General features: G+C 42.1%; 13 protein-coding genes and 1 tRNA gene. 10 read left to right on the forward strand and 4 right to left on the reverse strand.

The window, feature by feature from the left end; genetic code table 11:
* The first annotated feature begins 3 nt into the window (after window positions 1-3).
* A tRNA-Trp gene (locus PSF28_RS09895) sits at window positions 4-79 on the forward strand.
* A gap of 691 nt (window positions 80-770) precedes the next feature.
* Here PSF28_RS09895 and hdfR read toward each other — a convergent pair.
* On the reverse strand, window positions 771-1613 hold the full coding sequence (gene hdfR, locus PSF28_RS09900; RefSeq protein WP_210840420.1) for an HTH-type transcriptional regulator HdfR: 843 nt from the start codon (window positions 1611-1613) through the stop codon (window positions 771-773).
* A 112-nt stretch (window positions 1614-1725) separates the two neighbouring features.
* On the opposite strand from hdfR, the gene PSF28_RS09905 reads away from it, so the two are divergent.
* Complete coding sequence (locus PSF28_RS09905; protein ID WP_004907240.1) at window positions 1726-2064, forward strand: DUF413 domain-containing protein; 339 nt, start codon at window positions 1726-1728, stop codon at window positions 2062-2064.
* 78 nt (window positions 2065-2142) lie between these two features.
* Here PSF28_RS09905 and PSF28_RS09910 read toward each other — a convergent pair whose 3' ends face one another.
* Complete coding sequence (locus PSF28_RS09910) at window positions 2143-3669, reverse strand: YifB family Mg chelatase-like AAA ATPase (RefSeq protein ID WP_210840419.1); 1527 nt, start codon at window positions 3667-3669, stop codon at window positions 2143-2145.
* 479 nt (window positions 3670-4148) lie between these two features.
* Between PSF28_RS09910 and ilvL the strand changes: the two genes are divergently transcribed.
* From ilvL to ilvA, 6 genes are all read left to right on the forward strand, one after another.
* Window positions 4149-4250, forward strand: a complete 102-nt coding sequence (gene ilvL, locus PSF28_RS09915; RefSeq protein WP_071524553.1) for an ilv operon leader peptide — start codon at window positions 4149-4151, stop codon at window positions 4248-4250.
* Between the two features lie 132 nt (window positions 4251-4382).
* A complete protein-coding gene (gene ilvG / locus PSF28_RS09920) occupies window positions 4383-6029 on the forward strand; it encodes an acetolactate synthase 2 catalytic subunit (RefSeq protein ID WP_004907245.1) in 1647 nt (548 codons plus the stop codon).
* Window positions 6026-6295, forward strand: a complete 270-nt coding sequence (ilvM, locus tag PSF28_RS09925) for an acetolactate synthase 2 small subunit (RefSeq protein ID WP_004907250.1) — start codon at window positions 6026-6028, stop codon at window positions 6293-6295. Before ilvG ends, ilvM begins: the two co-directional genes overlap by 4 nt.
* Window positions 6296-6306: 11 nt before the next feature.
* Window positions 6307-7233: a branched-chain amino acid transaminase gene (locus PSF28_RS09930; protein ID WP_004907252.1), complete on the forward strand. Its 927-nt coding sequence runs from the start codon at window positions 6307-6309 to the stop codon at window positions 7231-7233.
* Window positions 7234-7300: 67 nt separating this feature from the next.
* Window positions 7301-9151, forward strand: coding sequence for a dihydroxy-acid dehydratase (gene ilvD / locus PSF28_RS09935; protein ID WP_004907256.1), 1851 nt, complete (start codon window positions 7301-7303; stop codon window positions 9149-9151).
* Window positions 9152-9153: 2 nt separating this feature from the next.
* Entirely contained in the window at window positions 9154-10728 is a 1575-nt protein-coding gene (gene ilvA / locus PSF28_RS09940; RefSeq protein WP_210839247.1) for a threonine ammonia-lyase, biosynthetic, read from the forward strand.
* On the opposite strand, the gene ilvY is transcribed toward ilvA, so the two are convergent.
* Complete coding sequence (gene ilvY, locus PSF28_RS09945) at window positions 10720-11616, reverse strand: HTH-type transcriptional activator IlvY (protein ID WP_210839249.1); 897 nt, start codon at window positions 11614-11616, stop codon at window positions 10720-10722. The genes ilvA and ilvY overlap by 9 nt on opposite strands.
* A gap of 177 nt (window positions 11617-11793) precedes the next feature.
* On the opposite strand from ilvY, the gene ilvC reads away from it, so the two are divergent.
* Window positions 11794-13266: a ketol-acid reductoisomerase gene (ilvC, locus tag PSF28_RS09950; protein WP_210839251.1), complete on the forward strand. Its 1473-nt coding sequence runs from the start codon at window positions 11794-11796 to the stop codon at window positions 13264-13266.
* A 294-nt stretch (window positions 13267-13560) separates the two neighbouring features.
* Window positions 13561-15585: a DNA helicase Rep gene (rep, locus tag PSF28_RS09955; protein ID WP_210839253.1), complete on the forward strand. Its 2025-nt coding sequence runs from the start codon at window positions 13561-13563 to the stop codon at window positions 15583-15585.
* A 52-nt stretch (window positions 15586-15637) separates the two neighbouring features.
* Here rep and gppA read toward each other — a convergent pair whose 3' ends face one another.
* Entirely contained in the window at window positions 15638-17140 is a 1503-nt protein-coding gene (gppA, locus tag PSF28_RS09960) for a guanosine-5'-triphosphate,3'-diphosphate diphosphatase (protein ID WP_272664591.1), read from the reverse strand.
* Window position 17141 lies beyond the last annotated feature (1 nt).

Consider the following 17141-nt stretch of genomic DNA (forward strand, 5'->3'; position numbering starts at 1 on the left):
TTTAGGGGCGTAGTTCAATTGGTAGAGCACCGGTCTCCAAAACCGGGTGTTGGGAGTTCGAGTCTCTCCGCCCCTGCCAGTTACCAATTAAGTAATAATAAAAGAAGTATCTATTGATAACCCGATTAGCTTAATCGGGTTTTTCTTTATTTATCTAATAGTAAATATAGAGTAACCTTTCCCCTATTTGCTAATTTTCATTTGATTTTAGCCAATCTACTATCCCACTGTTTTATATGCTTTAATTGTATTCATCATTTTAAATGTAAAAAATAAGCTCCCTGATTTATTTTTATCTCATCCAATCTTTTGACGTTCTTTATTAATAGTAAAAATAGGTGAGTTATTACTTACTGCTTATATCTTTTAATTACATTTACCACCTAAATGTATTGATGATATTACCTAATTGCCCTTCTAACTACCTTTCTATTTTATTTTCATTAGCTTATATACATTTTCACCTAATGAGTAAGTTGTTACTTGCTACTTTATATCCCTCAATAGTATTTGTGGGTTGAAAGATATTTTAATGCGCTCAATCTTTAATTTAGATAAATGTCGTATACCGAGAATTGCTGGCTTAGTTTTATTAATCTCAAAAAATCATTTTGTTTATATTGTATAAATAAATGCCGATGAGTTATTCGCGATTGGTATATCTTATTAAAAGAAAAAAGAAGCACCTATTAAGATCATTGCGCAGTGGAACATAGTTTGCTTATAAAGTAGTAGGAAGGTGAGTGAATTCTGTTACTCACCTTCTCCTTTTATTGTTCACTTAACTGTGCATTTTTTATTGGAGTTTTAATCAGTTGATTGATAAGAGCTTGCTGATCGTTTTTTTGGAGCCAGACTGCATACAAAGATTTGTTTATTGAGGTTTCTGAGAGCGTTTTTAGGCCTGGATATTGATATACCCAATGAGCAGGTAAAAATGCCGCTGAAAGCGATACAGGAAGTAATTGGCGGGTAATATGGGCAGAGGTCGTGATCATTACGGGTGTATCATCTTGGGTTAGTGATGGTTCATTTTTGGGATGGAAATCAACCCCCCATTCTAGCTTTATAAAATTATATTTTGTTAATGCAATATTTTTTTGGGAAGCCATGAGCTGTAAATCAATCGTACCGATGATTGTGCTTTCAAACTCATCCATTTTTGGGGGCTCCGTTGCAATTAATAAATCTAATTCTCTAGAATGTAGTTGTTTAACGAGAGACTGACGTGTTGAAACCCTAGCTTCGAGCCGTAGTTCATCATGTTGATTATAAAGTTCTTCTACCCAGTCTGTTAAATAACCTTCCCAAAGTGAAGCTGTAGCACCAATAGAAAGCTCTGTGTGTTGTGAGGCATGAGATATTTCTTTTTTAGCTTGCAACCAGGTATTCATTAATGATTCAGCATATGGAACAAGCCTTTCACCCGCAGCTGTTAACCGGATATTGTTTCTATGTCTTGTAAATAAGCTTGTACCTAGCTGTGTTTCTAATTGTCTAATACGAAAGCTAACTGCTGATTGCGTTAAATAGAGTGATTCTGCGGCTCTACCGAAGTGCCTAGTCTTACTGACCTCTAAAAAAGTTCTCAATAACTCGCTGTCCACATGCATCTCCAATTATTTTTGTCGTGATGATTTAAATGTTTTGTTTTACAGATTGTCAATGCTGTCTAATACTCCGCGCCATATAGAGTTTGACTGTAATAAGTTAGGAGTGTGTCAGATGGCAGATAGCTTCATCACGACTAATCGTTTTTTTGATAATAAACATTACCCACGTGGCTTTTCTCGTCATGGTGATTTCACCATCAAAGAAGCTCAGTTGCTAGAACGTCTCGGCCAAGCTTTTAATGAGCTTGATATAGGTAAACGCGAACCTCAAACAGAAGAAGAAAAACTTTTCGTCGCTGTATGCCGTGGTGAGCGTGAACCTGCTACCCCAGAAGAAAAAGTTTGGGCAAAATATTCTAGCCGTATTAACCGTCCAAAACGTTTCCATACCTTATCTGGCGGTAAACCGCAGATAGATCCATCGGAAGACTACACTGATACAGATGATTAATATCATCATCGTATGATAAGAGGGACTACGGTCCCTTTATTTTTACGAAATAATAAAGTAGTTATCTGTCCATTCTTCTCAGCTTACTTGTTTTTGCAAATGAAGCAATAACTTATCCATCGCTCGATACCCTAGAGCTTCTAATAAATCAGAACGTTCGATAGTTTCTACGGCATTAAGGTCGGCTATTGTTCTGGCAACCCTTAATATTCTGTGCCAAGCTCGGATAGAAAGACCTAACTTATTTAATGCATGCTCTAAGAATAACGCATCTTTTGCGGTTAGTAGGCAAAAATGTGTGGTTTCTCTTGGCGTTAGTAAACTATTAATTTTTCCGGCTCGCCTAAGTTGCCTATTTCTGGCTTCGATAACTCTTTGTCTGACGTGTTCACTTGTTTCACCTTGATTAGTTTGGCTACTCAATGAACCGAGAGGTAACAATGGAATTTCTATAGAGAGATCAAACCGGTCAATAAAAGGCCCTGATATGCGTGAAAGGTAACGTAGGATACGGGATGGGGCTGAACGGCTCATTTCTCCTTGATAATGACCTGTTGGGCTAGGATTTAGGGCTGCAACTAACTGAAAACTTGCAGGATAGCAAACTTTTGCTTTTGCTCGAGAAATACTAATTTTTCGGGATTCTAGAGGTTCTCGTAAAGAATCGAGTACTGAGCGGCTAAATTCTGGTAATTCATCTAAAAATAAAACACCATGATGTGCAAGTGAGATCTCGCCCGGTTTGGGAAGGGAGCCTCCTCCAATTAAAGCTGCAATTGATGCGCTATGATGAGGGGCTCTAAAAGGCCTTATCGGCCAATTCATGTCTTCTTTTGTATTTTCACTCAAGCTATGTAATGAAGCAACTTCTAACGCTTCCTGAGAGGTTAATGGGGGAAGTAAAGTCATTAGCCGACTGGCTAACATCGTTTTTCCTGTTCCTGGCGGACCCAATAAGAGTAAATTATGCCCACCAGCAGCACAGATTTCTAATGCCCGTTTACCATGTTCTTGGCCAATGATATCGTTAATATCACCTTCTTGCTTGATTGAGATAGGTGCTTGGTGGATTTGTTGATTACAACGCAATGTGTTTTTGTTATGTAAAAAGTGACAAAGCTCTAATAAGGATGTTGCGAAATAAACGCTATTATCTGGGAGTAGGCCTAATTGGTGTTGATTCTCCATAGATAGTATTAAAGAACGTTGTTGTTTTAATGCTGATTGAGCCGCAGGAATAGCACTGCTGACATAGCGAACATCGCCAGATAAAGCAAGTTCACCTAAAAATTCATACTGTTTTAATGGCTCGTGGGGGAGCTGTCCTGATGATGCGAGTATGGCAATCGCGATTGCAAGATCATACCGACCACTTTCTTTTGGTAAGTCAGCTGGGGCTAAATTAACCGTCATTTTTTTAGCTGGATATTCAAATCCGCTATTTAGTAGAGCGCTTCGAACTCTATCTCTTGCTTCTTTTACGGCCGTTTCTGGTAGCCCAACGAGTGTTAAACCTGGGAGCCCATTACTAATATGTGCTTCAACAGTAACAAGAGGTGCTTCTAACCCAATTGATGCTCTAGTGTAAACAATCGCTAATGTCATGAGCCCTCCAATATTATTTACAGAGTAATATTCTGCTAAAAATAATTTGATTTATCTTGAATAGATAACATGTTTGCGAAGCCGCTCGATAATTTAATTACTTAGTTGCTGAGTTGTTTCAATTTACTACGAGTAGCGTCGAAGGGCGGTTATAACTGGGATTGTGTTAGTTTTATGAAGCGTGGATACTGTACTGAGCTTGGTTATTCGTAAGAAAAAGTAATTAATTACGTGGTGTGAGTTTTCATGGTGCCAAATGACTAATATGGATGATGTAGCTGATTATGCTATGTATTCTATTGGATTTTACTGAGTAATGGCTGTTTAAGTAGTTTATAATGCTAATTTAATTTTTACTGTATGATTTTAAAGTAATTTAATGTTTTGAAAATAAATAAATTAAATAAAAGTTGTCAAAACGCCTTTAAAATGATAACTCTAAATAATAGATAATTAAGAATATTGAAAAAGTAAAACACATGAACGCATTTATCCAAGCAGTTAGCCTAATTATTATTAGCGTGGTGGTGATTATTATCCCACCGTGCGGGGCTGCACTTGGACGACGAAGGCTAAAATAACAGCCAGATCTCACGAGAACCCCGCACCGAAAGGCGCGGGGTTTTTTTTGACATAAATGTTGATTGATGCAAGCACACTAAATAAAACATAACAAATACAAATAGATAAAGTAGACAGACAGGAGATAAAGCATGAACGGAGCACAATGGTTAGTTCAAGCATTGCGAACACAGGGAGTTGATACCGTATTTGGGTATCCTGGTGGCGCAATTATGCCAGTTTATGACGCATTGTATGATGGCGGAGTTGAGCATTTGTTGTGTAGACATGAGCAAGGGGCTGTAATCGCGGCAATTGGTTATGCACGATCAACAGGAAAGACAGGGGTGTGTATTGCAACATCTGGCCCTGGCGCAACAAATGTTATCACGGGGCTCGCGGACGCATTATTAGACTCTGTTCCTGTTGTCGCCATTACTGGTCAAGTCGCTTCTGAATTTATCGGAACTGATGCCTTTCAAGAAATCGACGTCCTGGGGTTGTCTTTAGCTTGTACTAAGCACAGTTTTTTGGTTGAAGACATCGAGGATTTACCTCGCATTCTTGCTGAGGCTTTCGCAATCGCAAATAGTGGGCGGCCAGGCCCTGTACTGATTGATATTCCGAAAGATATTCAGCTACAACACGCTGAGTTGTCTCCGTTTTTAATGCCGGTAGAGCAAGAAGTCACATCACCTTTATCCGAAATTCAACAGGCAAGAATGCTATTAGAACAATCAGAAAAGCCTATGTTGTACGTTGGTGGTGGTGTTGGAATGTCAGGTGCTGTAAAAGAATTGCGTGAATTTATTGAGTTTACAGGTATTCCTTCAGTTGCAACATTAAAAGGGCTTGGTGCTGTGAGCCCTTTAGATGAAAACTATTTAGGCATGTTAGGTATGCATGGTACTAAAGCAGCCAATATTTCTGTGCAACGCTGTGACTTACTCATCGCTGTTGGTGCTCGTTTTGATGATAGGGTAACAGGTAAGTTAAATACTTTTGCACCGAACGCCAAAGTGATTCATATCGATATAGACCATGTAGAATTGGACAAGTTACGTCAAACGCATGTTGCGTTGCATGGTGATGCAAAAGTATTACTACCTGAATTAATGCTTAAAAAATCAATAGCACCTTGGCAGCAGGAAGTTCAGCAACTTAAAAAAGAATTCGGTTGGCGTTATGACCATCCTGGTGAGCCTATTTATGCACCACTGTTACTTAAACAACTGTCGGATAAAATGCAGCCAAATACGGTTGTTACTACCGATGTAGGGCAACACCAAATGTGGTCAGCACAACATATCACCGTTGATGGCCCTGAAAATTTCTTAACCTCAAGTGGGCTTGGAACCATGGGGTTTGGTATCCCTGCGGCAATTGGAGCACAGGTTGCTAGGCCTGAAGATACGGTTGTCTGTGTATCAGGAGATGGCTCATTCATGATGAATGTCCAAGAGCTGGGAACCATCAAACGTAAGCAACTTCCTGTAAAAATTCTTTTAATCGATAACCAGCGCTTAGGCATGGTTCGCCAGTGGCAAGAACTGTTCTTTGAGCAACGCTATAGCGAAACTATTTTAACAGACAACCCTGATTTCGTGGCATTAGCCAGTGCGTTTGGTATTAAAGGCCAACGGATCACAGATAAGTCGGAAGTTAATGCAGCATTAGATGAATTACTTAATAGCGAAGGTGCCTATTTATTACAGGTATCAATTAATGAACTAGAAAATGTCTGGCCGTTGGTTCCGCCTGGGGCTAGTAATGAAAAAATGATGGAGAAACCATTATGATGCAACATCAAATCTCGATATTGGCCCGTTTCCGTCCTGAGGTTTTAGAGCGTATATTAAGGGTCACTCGCCATCGTGGATTTCGTATTAATGCCATGAATATGGGGCAATCGACAGACGGCGACAATGTTAATATTGAACTTACTGTAAGTAGTCAAAGGCCATTAACCCAGCTTTGTGCACAGTTAACCAAGCTTTCAGACATTACAGAAGTTGAAGTACTACAACAAGAATCACGACTATTACGCACACAAAGTGCAATGTAAGGAATATACAAATGACTAAGAAAGCTGACTTTATTTGGTTTAACGGTGAAATGACACCATGGGCTGATGCAAAGGTTCATGTTATGTCTCATGCTCTGCACTATGGTACATCGGTGTTTGAAGGTGTCCGTTGTTATGACTCGCACAAAGGTCCTGTGGTCTTCCGCCACCGTGAGCATATGCAACGTTTGCATGATTCAGCAAAAATTTACCGTATGCCTGTCAGCTACAGCGTGGAAGAGTTAATGGAAGCATGTCGTGCAACTCTGCGTAAAAATAACTTAGTCAGTGCGTATATTCGTCCATTAGTGTTTATTGGTGATGTTGGTATGGGTGTTAACCCGCCAGACGGTTATAACACCGATGTGATTTTAGCCGCTTTTCCATGGGGAGCGTATTTAGGCGAAGAAGCGTTAGACCAAGGTATTGATGCGATGGTGTCTTCTTGGAACCGCGTTGCACCAAACACCATTCCTACAGGGGCAAAAGCAGGAGGTAACTATTTATCTTCTCTACTAGTTGGTAGCGAAGCTCGTCGCCATGGTTACCAAGAAGGTATTGCATTAGATGTTCACGGATATCTCTCCGAAGGTGCTGGGGAAAATATTTTTGAGGTGAAAGACGGCATCCTGTATACACCTCCGTTCACATCATCTGCATTACCGGGTATTACACGTGATGCAATTTTAACTTTAGCAAAAGATTTGGGTATCGAAGTACGTGAGCAAACACTATCACGTGAATCTCTCTATCTTGCTGATGAAGTCTTCATGACAGGAACCGCTGCAGAGATCACTCCGGTTCGTAGTGTTGATGGTATCCAAGTTGGCATTGGCCGTTGTGGCCCAGTAACCAAGCAAATTCAGCAGGCATTCTTTGGCTTATTTGATGGTACAACAGAAGATAAATGGGGCTGGTTAGATCCAGTAAACCCTTAATAATTAAATTTAAATAGATGTTACAGGCGGACGTTCCCCGCCTGTTTTAAACACGGGAGTTAAAGATATGCCTAAGTACCGTTCAGCAACAACAACTCATGGTCGTAATATGGCTGGGGCTCGTGCATTATGGCGTGCAACAGGCATGACCGATGCTGATTTTGGAAAGCCCATTATTGCTGTTGTTAACTCATTCACACAGTTTGTTCCAGGCCACGTACATTTACGTGATTTAGGCAAATTAGTTGCAGAGCAAATTGAAAATGCAGGTGGTGTTGCGAAAGAGTTTAATACAATCGCTGTTGACGATGGGATTGCCATGGGACATGGCGGAATGTTGTATTCCTTACCTTCCCGTGAATTAATTGCGGATTCTGTTGAATATATGGTGAACGCACACTGTGCGGATGCCATGGTGTGTATTTCAAACTGCGATAAAATCACCCCAGGCATGTTGATGGCGTCATTACGTCTGAATATTCCGGTTATTTTTGTTTCGGGCGGTCCAATGGAAGCAGGTAAAACCAAGCTTTCAGATCAAATCATCAAGCTCGATTTAGTTGATGCCATGATTCAAGGGGCTAACCCTAATGTGAGTGATGCAGATAGTGAGCAAATAGAACGTTCAGCATGCCCAACGTGTGGCTCTTGCTCAGGAATGTTTACTGCAAACTCAATGAACTGCTTAACTGAGGCGCTTGGGTTATCTCAGCCAGGAAATGGCTCATTGTTAGCGACTCACGCAGACCGTGAAACTTTATTTATTAATGCAGGTAAGCGCATTGTTGAATTAACCAAACGCTATTACGAACAAGATGATGAAAGTGCGTTACCACGCAATATCGCTAATAAATCTGCATTTGAAAATGCGATGACGTTGGATATTGCCATGGGTGGTTCAACTAACACAGTCCTGCATTTACTTGCAGCAGCTCAAGAAGCAGAGATCGATTTCACCATGGATGATATCGACCGTTTATCACGTAAAGTCCCACATTTGTGTAAGGTTGCACCGAGTACACAAAAATACCATATGGAAGATGTTCACCGTGCTGGTGGTGTCATCGGTATTTTAGGTGAACTGAGCCGCGCAGGTTTATTGCAAGAAAACGTGACGAATATTTTAGGTCTGAGCTTCCAAGAAACATTAGCGCAATATGATGTGATGTTAACAAAGGATGAGGCTGTTAAATCGATGTTTTCCGCGGGCCCTGCCGGTATCCGCACGACAAAAGCCTTTTCACAAAATTGCCGCTGGCCGTCATTGGATACTGACCGTGAGAATGGGTGTATCCGTAGTATTGAGCATGCATATAGTTTGGATGGGGGGCTGGCAGTCCTATCTGGAAATATTGCAGAAGATGGCTGTATTGTTAAAACCGCTGGAGTTGATGAAGGCAGTTTAACATTCCGTGGCCCTGCCAAAGTCTTTGAAAGCCAAGATGACGCAGTAGAAGCTATTCTGGGTGGAAAAGTTGTTGAAGGCGATGTTGTCGTTATTCGCTATGAAGGGCCTAAGGGTGGTCCGGGCATGCAAGAAATGCTATACCCAACCTCATACCTGAAATCAATGGGATTAGGCAAAAGCTGTGCATTGATAACGGATGGTCGCTTCTCTGGCGGTAGCTCAGGCCTTTCTATTGGTCACATTTCACCAGAAGCAGCGAGTGGTGGCTTACTCGCATTAGTTCAGGATGGCGATATCATTGATATCGATATTCCAAAGAGAACGATGGTATTGGATGTGAGTGAAAGCGAACTGAATCAACGCCGTGAAGCGGAATTAGCTCGAGGAGATAAAGCTTACACCCCGCGTAACCGTCAGCGTGAGGTTTCTTTTGCTCTGCGCGCTTATGCTTCATTGGCGACGAGTGCAGACAAAGGTGCTGTTCGTGACAAGTCGAAATTAGGGGGCTGATTGTGGCAGCAGCAAAACCATTACCGGTTGCCCCAACCGGAGCAGATTACTTAAAAGCGGCGCTGAGTGCGCCGGTTTATGAAGCTGCGCAAGTCACGCCTCTTCAACAGATGGATAAAATATCTTCACGCTTGGGAAATACCATTTTGGTCAAGCGTGAAGATAGGCAGCCAGTACATAGCTTTAAGCTTCGTGGGGCTTACGCCATGATTGCGAGTTTAACCGAAGAGCAAAAAAGCAAAGGTGTGGTGACAGCTTCTGCGGGGAACCACGCTCAAGGCGTTGCATTATCAGCAAATCGTGTTGGTGTGAAAGCAAAAATAGTCATGCCAGTTGCGACAGCGGATATCAAAGTGGATGCAGTACGAAGCTTTGGTGGCGAAGCTATTTTACATGGTGCTAATTTTGATGAAGCGAAAGCAAAAGCCATTGCAATGGCTGCAGAGGATGGTTATACCTTCGTACCACCTTTTGATCATCCTTCGGTGATTGCAGGGCAAGCTACGATAGCTCTTGAGCTATTGCAACAAGATGCCCATTTAGATCGAATTTTTATCCCTGTAGGTGGCGGTGGGTTAATTGCGGGCGTTGCTGTGATTATCAAGCAATTGATGCCAGAAATTAAAATCATTGGTGTGGAGTCTGAAGATGCCGCTTGTTTAAAAGCCGCATTAGAGGCTGGGCATCCTGTTGATTTACCACGTGTTGGCTTATTTGCCGAAGGTGTGGCAGTAAAGCGTATTGGCGATGAAACCTTCAGGTTGTGCCAGCAATATGTTGACGATGTGATCACTGTTGACAGTGACTCCATTTGCGCTGCATTGAAAGATATTTTTGAAGATGTCCGTGCCATAGCAGAGCCTTCAGGCGCTTTGGCGTTGGCCGGGTTGAAAAAATATGTACAGCACCACAACATCAAGGGTGAACGTTTAGCACATATTTTGTCCGGTGCGAATATGAATTTCCACGGGCTCCGTTATGTTTCTGAACGCTGTGAAATTGGTGAACAACGAGAAGCTTTACTCGCAGTAACCATTCCTGAGCAAAAAGGGAGTTTCTTACGTTTTTGCCAGTTATTAGGCCATCGAGCCATTACGGAGTTTAATTATCGCTATACGGATGCGGACCCTGATCGCGCATGTATTTTTGTTGGAGTGCGTTTAAGTGGCCGTGATGGCGAGCGCCCGGAGATTATCCAAGAGCTTAGAAGTAACGGTTATGACGTCGATGATTTATCAGATGATGAAATGGCAAAACTTCATGTGCGCTATATGATTGGTGGTCGCCCATCAAAGCCATTAGACGAAAGGTTATATAGCTTTGAATTTCCAGAGTCTCCAGGTGCATTGTTGAGATTCTTAGAAACACTAGGGACTCATTGGAATATTACGTTATTTCATTATCGCAGCCATGGTACAGATTATGGGCGAGTGCTGGCGGCATTTGAACTGGCAGGGCCAGAAGTGCGTTTTGATAGGCATCTTGATGCGCTAGGTTATGAATATCATGATGAAACAGGAAACCCCTCTTTCCGTTTTTTCTTAGCGCCACAAGATAACCAAAGAACTTTAGATTGAATTGTCTGGGAGTAACTCCCAAAACGCTTTAATTAATGGTTCACTCAGGCGTTTGCTTAATAGGCAAACGCCGAGCTCAAAAGGTTCTACCATTGAAATATTATCGAGCTGTGAAATACGGCTACGTACGGGTTCTGGGCTGTTATCAACAACCACACTGGGAATTAAGGCGATACCGCACCCCAAAGCCACCATTGACACAATAGCTTCATGGCCTGAGACCGTCGCATAAATGACAGGGTTATTGATATTGTGGCGACGGAACCAGAGTTCGATACGTTTACGAGATGGGCCGTGCTCCGGCAGGATAAAAGGGACGGTAGTCCAATCCGGTTTAGCCTCTGTTACCATGCTTCGTACTGCACAGGGTAGTGATGGAGCAATCAAAACGAGAGGGATTTCGCCGATTTTTGCAAAACGGACGTTATCGGGTAAGCGCTCGGGTTTCCCTGCAATACCAAGATCAGCCTCATGAGTTTCTATTTTTTCAACGGCATCAGCTGCGTCCCCTGTCGTGAGTTTAATTTCAACTAATGGATGTAGCGCACGGAATTTATCTAATACTTCGGGTAAATGACTATAAGCTGCCGTAACTGAGCAAAAAAGATGCAACTCCCCACTGAGTGATGGGCTTTGCTGATTGAGAGCATGTTGCAGCTGTTGATATTGCAATAATGTTTGTTGGGCAAATTGCTTAAGGTGTTCCCCTGCTTGAGTCAATTTGACTGAGCGGTTATCTCGTACAAATAGCGGATGACCAAGCTGTTCTTCGAGACGTTGTATTTGGCGAGACAATGTGGAAGGACTGACATGCATCGCTTTAGATGTGCGCCCGAAGTGGCAGCTTTGTGCTAAATGCAAAAAAAGCTTGAGATCACGAATGTCCATTTTGCCCTCTAATAACATAATTAATGATGTTGCAGATATTGCAACATTGTATTGTTAATATATCAATTTAAGCAATGCGAAACATCGCATATAGTAAATCCATAAACGCTCAAAAATGAGCGACAGGCAAAATCATTGCCTGACATAACGAACACAACAGAACAATGGAGTATGACAATGGCGAATTATTTTAACACATTGAATTTACGTGAGCAGTTAGCTCAATTAGGTAAGTGCCGTTTTATGCAGCGCGAAGAATTTGCGGATGAAGCGGGCTTCCTGAAAGGTAAAAAAATCGTCATCGTCGGTTGTGGAGCACAAGGTTTGAACCAAGGCCTGAATATGCGTGACTCAGGTTTAGATATTGCTTATGCATTACGTGATGAAGCAATTGCAGAGAAACGTGCTTCATGGCGTAAAGCGACAGAAAATGGGTTCAAAGTTGGCACTTATGAAGAATTGATCCCTACTGCTGATTTGGTTGTTAACTTAACGCCAGACAAACAACATTCAACCGTTGTTCGCGCTGTTCAGCCTATGATGAAACAAGGTGCAGCACTGGGTTATTCACATGGCTTTAACATTGTTGAAGTTGGCGAAGAAATTCGTAAAGACATTACTGTTGTGATGGTAGCGCCAAAATGCCCAGGTACCGAAGTTCGCGAAGAATACAAGCGCGGTTTTGGTGTTCCAACTCTGATTGCAGTACACCCAGAAAATGACCCGAAAGGTGAGGGGATGGCGATTGCGAAAGCATGGGCGGCAGCAACTGGTGGCCACCGTGCAGGTGTTCTGGAGTCTTCGTTTGTTGCAGAAGTTAAGTCTGACTTGATGGGTGAGCAAACTATTCTGTGTGGTATGTTACAAGCAGGCGCATTACTGAGCTACGACAAAATGGTTGCTGACGGTGTTGAGCCGGGCTACGCAGGTAAATTAATTCAGTTTGGTTGGGAAACTATCACCGAAGCGCTGAAACAAGGTGGTATCACGCTGATGATGGACCGCTTGTCTAACCCTGCAAAAGTTCGTGCTTATGCATTATCTGAGCAACTGAAAACTATCATGGCGCCATTGTTCCAAAAACATATGGATGACATCATTTCAGGTGAATTTTCTGCAACCATGATGGCAGACTGGGCAAATGATGATAAAAACTTGCTGACATGGCGTGAAGAGACAGGCAAAACAGCATTCGAAAATTACCCTGACTATGAAGGGAAAATTGCGGAACAAGAATACTTTGACCACGGTGTTTTGTTAGTTGCTATGGTTAAAGCGGGCGTTGAATTAGCGTTCGATACGATGTTAGAAGCGGGTATCTTAGAAGAGTCGGCTTACTATGAGTCACTGCATGAGTTACCACTGATTGCAAATACCATCGCTCGTAAACGTTTATATGAAATGAACGTAGTTATCTCTGATACTGCGGAATATGGTAACTATCTGTTCTCATTCGCAGTTGTACCAATGCTGAAAGATTTTATGACGAAATTACAAGCAGGAGATTTAGCGAAGCCAGTTGCAGATAATGGCACTGATAACGCACAGTTACGTGATATCAACGAAGCTATCCGTAACCATCCTATCGAGAAAATCGGTAAGACGTTACGTGGTTATATGACGGATATGAAGAAGATTGCGGTCGGCTAACTCATTTTTCGTCACTCTTCGCGTGATAGGCGCGTTGGCTGCACTCGGTTACCCAAGTCACATACTTGTGTATGCTCCTTGGGATAACCTCCTTTGCCGCCTTCCTCTAACGCGAATAGCTTAGAAAAATGCATTGATGTTATAAAAGAAAAATAACAAAACCACATCATTCGGATGAATGATGTGGTTTTTTGTTTTTTATAAATAGAGAAGATCGTTGCTCAAGAGTTGGGTCGGTTTCTGCTACAATCTGTAGCGAATTCCTTTTTGAATAACTAAGTGACGTAGAAAACCATGCGATTAAACCCAAGCCAACAACAGGCAGTTGAATTTGTCGATGGCCCGTGCCTTGTATTGGCGGGGGCCGGGTCAGGTAAAACGCGCGTTATCACGAATAAAATTGCGTATTTAATTCGTCAATGCGGTTATCAACCTCGGCAAATTGCAGCGGTGACTTTCACCAATAAAGCGGCACGGGAAATGAAAGAACGCGTGGCTCAAACCTTGGGTAAAAAAGAAGCACGCGGTTTGATCATATCCACCTTCCATACATTAGGGTTGGAAATCATTAAGCGTGAATATAAAGCACTAGGTATCAAAGCCAACTTTTCACTATTTGACGACCAAGATCAGATGGCGTTGCTGAAAGAACTTACTTTTGATTTATTAGAAGAAGATAAGGATTTACTCAAACAGTTGATCTCAGCGATCTCAAATTGGAAAAATGATCTTATCTCGCCACAACAAGTGATAGGCCAGGCTCGGGGTGAAAAAGAGCATCACTTTGCGGAGTGTTATCGCCGCTATGAACTTCATCTGAAAAGTTGCAATGTATTGGATTTTGACGATTTAATCAGCAAACCTACCTTGTTGTTATACCAAAATGAAGAAGTTCGCGAGCGCTGGCAGCAAAAAATTCGTTACTTGCTGGTGGACGAATACCAAGATACCAATACGAGCCAATATCAGTTGGTTAAATTGCTAGTGGGGCAGCGAGCAAGGTTTACGGTTGTGGGCGATGACGATCAGTCAATCTATTCATGGCGTGGAGCAAGGCCGCAAAACTTGGTTTTATTGAATCAAGATTTCCCTAAATTAAATGTCATTAAGCTTGAGCAAAATTACCGTTCATCCGAACGAATTTTAAAAGCGGCGAATATTTTAATTGCCAATAATCCTCATGTATTTGAAAAAAAATTATTTTCTGAATTAGGGTATGGAGCGCCACTTCGGGTTCTTACCGCAAATAATGAAGACCATGAAGCCGAAAGAGTGATTGGGGAGCTTATCGCACATCACTTTATTAATAAAACGGAATATAAAGATTACGCCATTTTGTATCGCGGTAACCATCAATCACGTATTTTTGAAAAAATGTTGATGCAAAATCGTATTCCGTATCGAATTTCAGGGGGGACTTCGTTTTTCTCTCGCCCTGAAATTAAAGACTTATTAGCCTATTTGCGGGTATTAACGAACCCTGAAGATGACAGCGCTTTTTTACGTATAGTAAATACTCCACGTCGAGAGATTGGCCCTAAAACTATCCAAAAACTTGGGGAGTGGGCAAATCAGCGCGGTAAAAGTTTATATCAAGCCAGTTTTGATTTAGGGCTTGAACAAGTCTTAAAAGGCAAAGGACTAGAAGCATTACAGCGTTTCACTCATTGGATGGACAGTATTGTACGAACATCGGAGCGTGAACCTTTAATTGCGGTGCGTGACTTACTGCGTGAAATGGATTATGAAAGCTGGCTATATGAAACGTCGACCAGTACTAAAGCTGCCGAAATGCGAATGAAAAACGTCAACCAATTGTTCACATGGATGAGTGAAATGGTTGAAGGCGATGAGCTCAATGACCCAATGACATTGAGCCAAGTGGTTACACGTTTTACGCTGCGCGATATGATGGAGCGTGGTGAGGATGATGAAGAATCAGATCAAGTTCAGCTCATGACGTTACATGCTTCTAAAGGCCTTGAATTTCCTTATGTTTTTTTGGTTGGCATGGAGGAAGGACTGCTGCCACATCAAAGTAGTATTGATGAAAACAATATTGATGAAGAACGCCGTTTAGCTTATGTAGGAATTACGCGGGCACAAAGAGAATTATTCTTTTCTCATTGTCGTGAGCGTCGCCAATATGGTGAATTGATCCGTCCTGAATTAAGCCGTTTTCTCCTTGAATTGCCTCAAGATGATTTACAATGGGAGCAGCAGCGTAAAGTGGTTAGTGCGCAGGAGCGTATGCAGAAGGGGCAATCAGCTTTAGCCGATATTAAAGCGCGCTTAGGGTTAAATAAAAAAAGTGAGTAACCACAACTAATTGAATTTCCACACTAGAGTAGATCTAGTGTGGAAAATATCATCAATTTGAACTATTACGTTCTTCCAGCTCTAAAATCCAATTTACATAGCCCTGCCATTGAACTTCTTGCTGTAAATTTTCCGCTCGTAGAGGGTGATCGGATAACCAACGATAAGGCAGCATGATGGTTAACCTTTGTGCATTCACATTAAGCCTTAGTGCAGGCAAGGTGTCATCACGTCTACGGCTCGCAAAAATAATGGCGAGGCGAAGTAAACGACATAAATTATATGCATGCTGCATAGGGAGCGCATTTTGTTGGCTTAATGGTGTTAAATCAACAGGGCCTTGCTGGTTTATCAATAATGCAGCAAGTAACCGCTTTTGAGCTGGGGTGAAGCCAGGTAAATCAAGGTGTGTTATGAGGTAGCTAGCGTGCTCGGGGCCCTTACGGAAGTCAACACTCAAGCCAATTTCATGTAAGGCGCATGCACTGGATAGTAAATCGCGACAACGTGTATCTAATCCCCAATCTTTCGCGACTTGTAAATAAAAATATTCTGCAAGTTGACGAACTCGGCCTGCTTGTTCGATATCGACTTGGAAGCGTCGCTGAATATTGCGAACGGTACGTGCACGAATATCCTGCTCAATAGGCAGCTGTAACATGCCATAGACAAGCCCTTCACGAAGTGCTCCACCAGCGAGTGTCATGTTATCAATTTCTAATGCTTCAAAGATAGCGATCAAAATAGATAATCCGCTTGGAAAAACAAGAGCACGCTCGAAGGTTAGGCCGTCAATTTCAAGCTCTTCAAGTTTTTGGCATTGAATGGCTTTGCGCTTAAGCTGTTGTAATTTAGAAAGAGTGATCAGTTCATCCATGCCTTGGGCAATCATGATTTCCTGAATCGCTTGTACGGTACCGGATGCACCAACACAAATCTTCCACCCATGTGTCTTGAGTGTATCTGCAATAGGGGCGATGACATTATGGGCAGCGGCTTGAGCCGCTGAGAAGTTTTCTTCTGTTAAACTTCTATCACCAAAGTAGCGTTCAAGCCAAGTTACACAACCCATTTCAAGACTATAGAGCTGCTCCGCCTTAGCACCTGTACCTGTAACTAGCTCAGTGCTTCCTCCACCAATATCAACCACTAAGCGTTGATCTGGTCCGCCAGTTGTATGTGCAACACCTTGATAAATTAAGCGAGCTTCTTCTTCTCCTTGAATGACTTTTACAGGGTTTCCTAAAATTTGGCTGGCTTTTTCGATGAAAATATCGGCATTTTTAGCTAAACGCAAAGTCGCAGTTGCGACAACACGAATTTGTGTATTCGGAATATCTTGTAAGTGTTCCGAAAACAGGCGTAAACATTGCCAGCCTCGCTCCATTGCTTGCTCAGAAAGCAGGTTGTTATTGTCTAAACCTGCGGCAAGACGAACTTTGCGCTTAACCCTAGAGATTACCTGAATGCTACCAGCAGTTTCACGTACGACTAGCATATGAAAACTGTTTGAGCCTAAATCGATGGCGGCATAAAGAGAAGAAGATTTCAGCATA

Origin of the sequence: Providencia sp. PROV130, from assembly GCF_028482225.1 — a bacterium.
Classification (GTDB): Bacteria; Pseudomonadota; Gammaproteobacteria; order Enterobacterales; family Enterobacteriaceae; genus Providencia; species Providencia rettgeri.

Coding starts and splice junctions, on each gene's coding strand:
- hdfR (WP_210840420.1), bottom strand. CDS start 1,613: ATGCATGTGGACAGCGAGTTATTGAGAACTTTTTTAGAGGTCAGTAAG.
- PSF28_RS09905 (WP_004907240.1), top strand. CDS start 1,726: ATGGCAGATAGCTTCATCACGACTAATCGTTTTTTTGATAATAAACAT.
- PSF28_RS09910 (WP_210840419.1), bottom strand. CDS start 3,669: ATGACATTAGCGATTGTTTACACTAGAGCATCAATTGGGTTAGAAGCA.
- ilvL (WP_071524553.1), top strand. CDS start 4,149: ATGAACGCATTTATCCAAGCAGTTAGCCTAATTATTATTAGCGTGGTG.
- ilvG (WP_004907245.1), top strand. CDS start 4,383: ATGAACGGAGCACAATGGTTAGTTCAAGCATTGCGAACACAGGGAGTT.
- ilvM (WP_004907250.1), top strand. CDS start 6,026: ATGATGCAACATCAAATCTCGATATTGGCCCGTTTCCGTCCTGAGGTT.
- PSF28_RS09930 (WP_004907252.1), top strand. CDS start 6,307: ATGACTAAGAAAGCTGACTTTATTTGGTTTAACGGTGAAATGACACCA.
- ilvD (WP_004907256.1), top strand. CDS start 7,301: ATGCCTAAGTACCGTTCAGCAACAACAACTCATGGTCGTAATATGGCT.
- ilvY (WP_210839249.1), bottom strand. CDS start 11,616: ATGGACATTCGTGATCTCAAGCTTTTTTTGCATTTAGCACAAAGCTGC.
- ilvC (WP_210839251.1), top strand. CDS start 11,794: ATGGCGAATTATTTTAACACATTGAATTTACGTGAGCAGTTAGCTCAA.
- rep (WP_210839253.1), top strand. CDS start 13,561: ATGCGATTAAACCCAAGCCAACAACAGGCAGTTGAATTTGTCGATGGC.
- gppA (WP_272664591.1), bottom strand. CDS start 17,140: ATGCTGAAATCTTCTTCTCTTTATGCCGCCATCGATTTAGGCTCAAAC.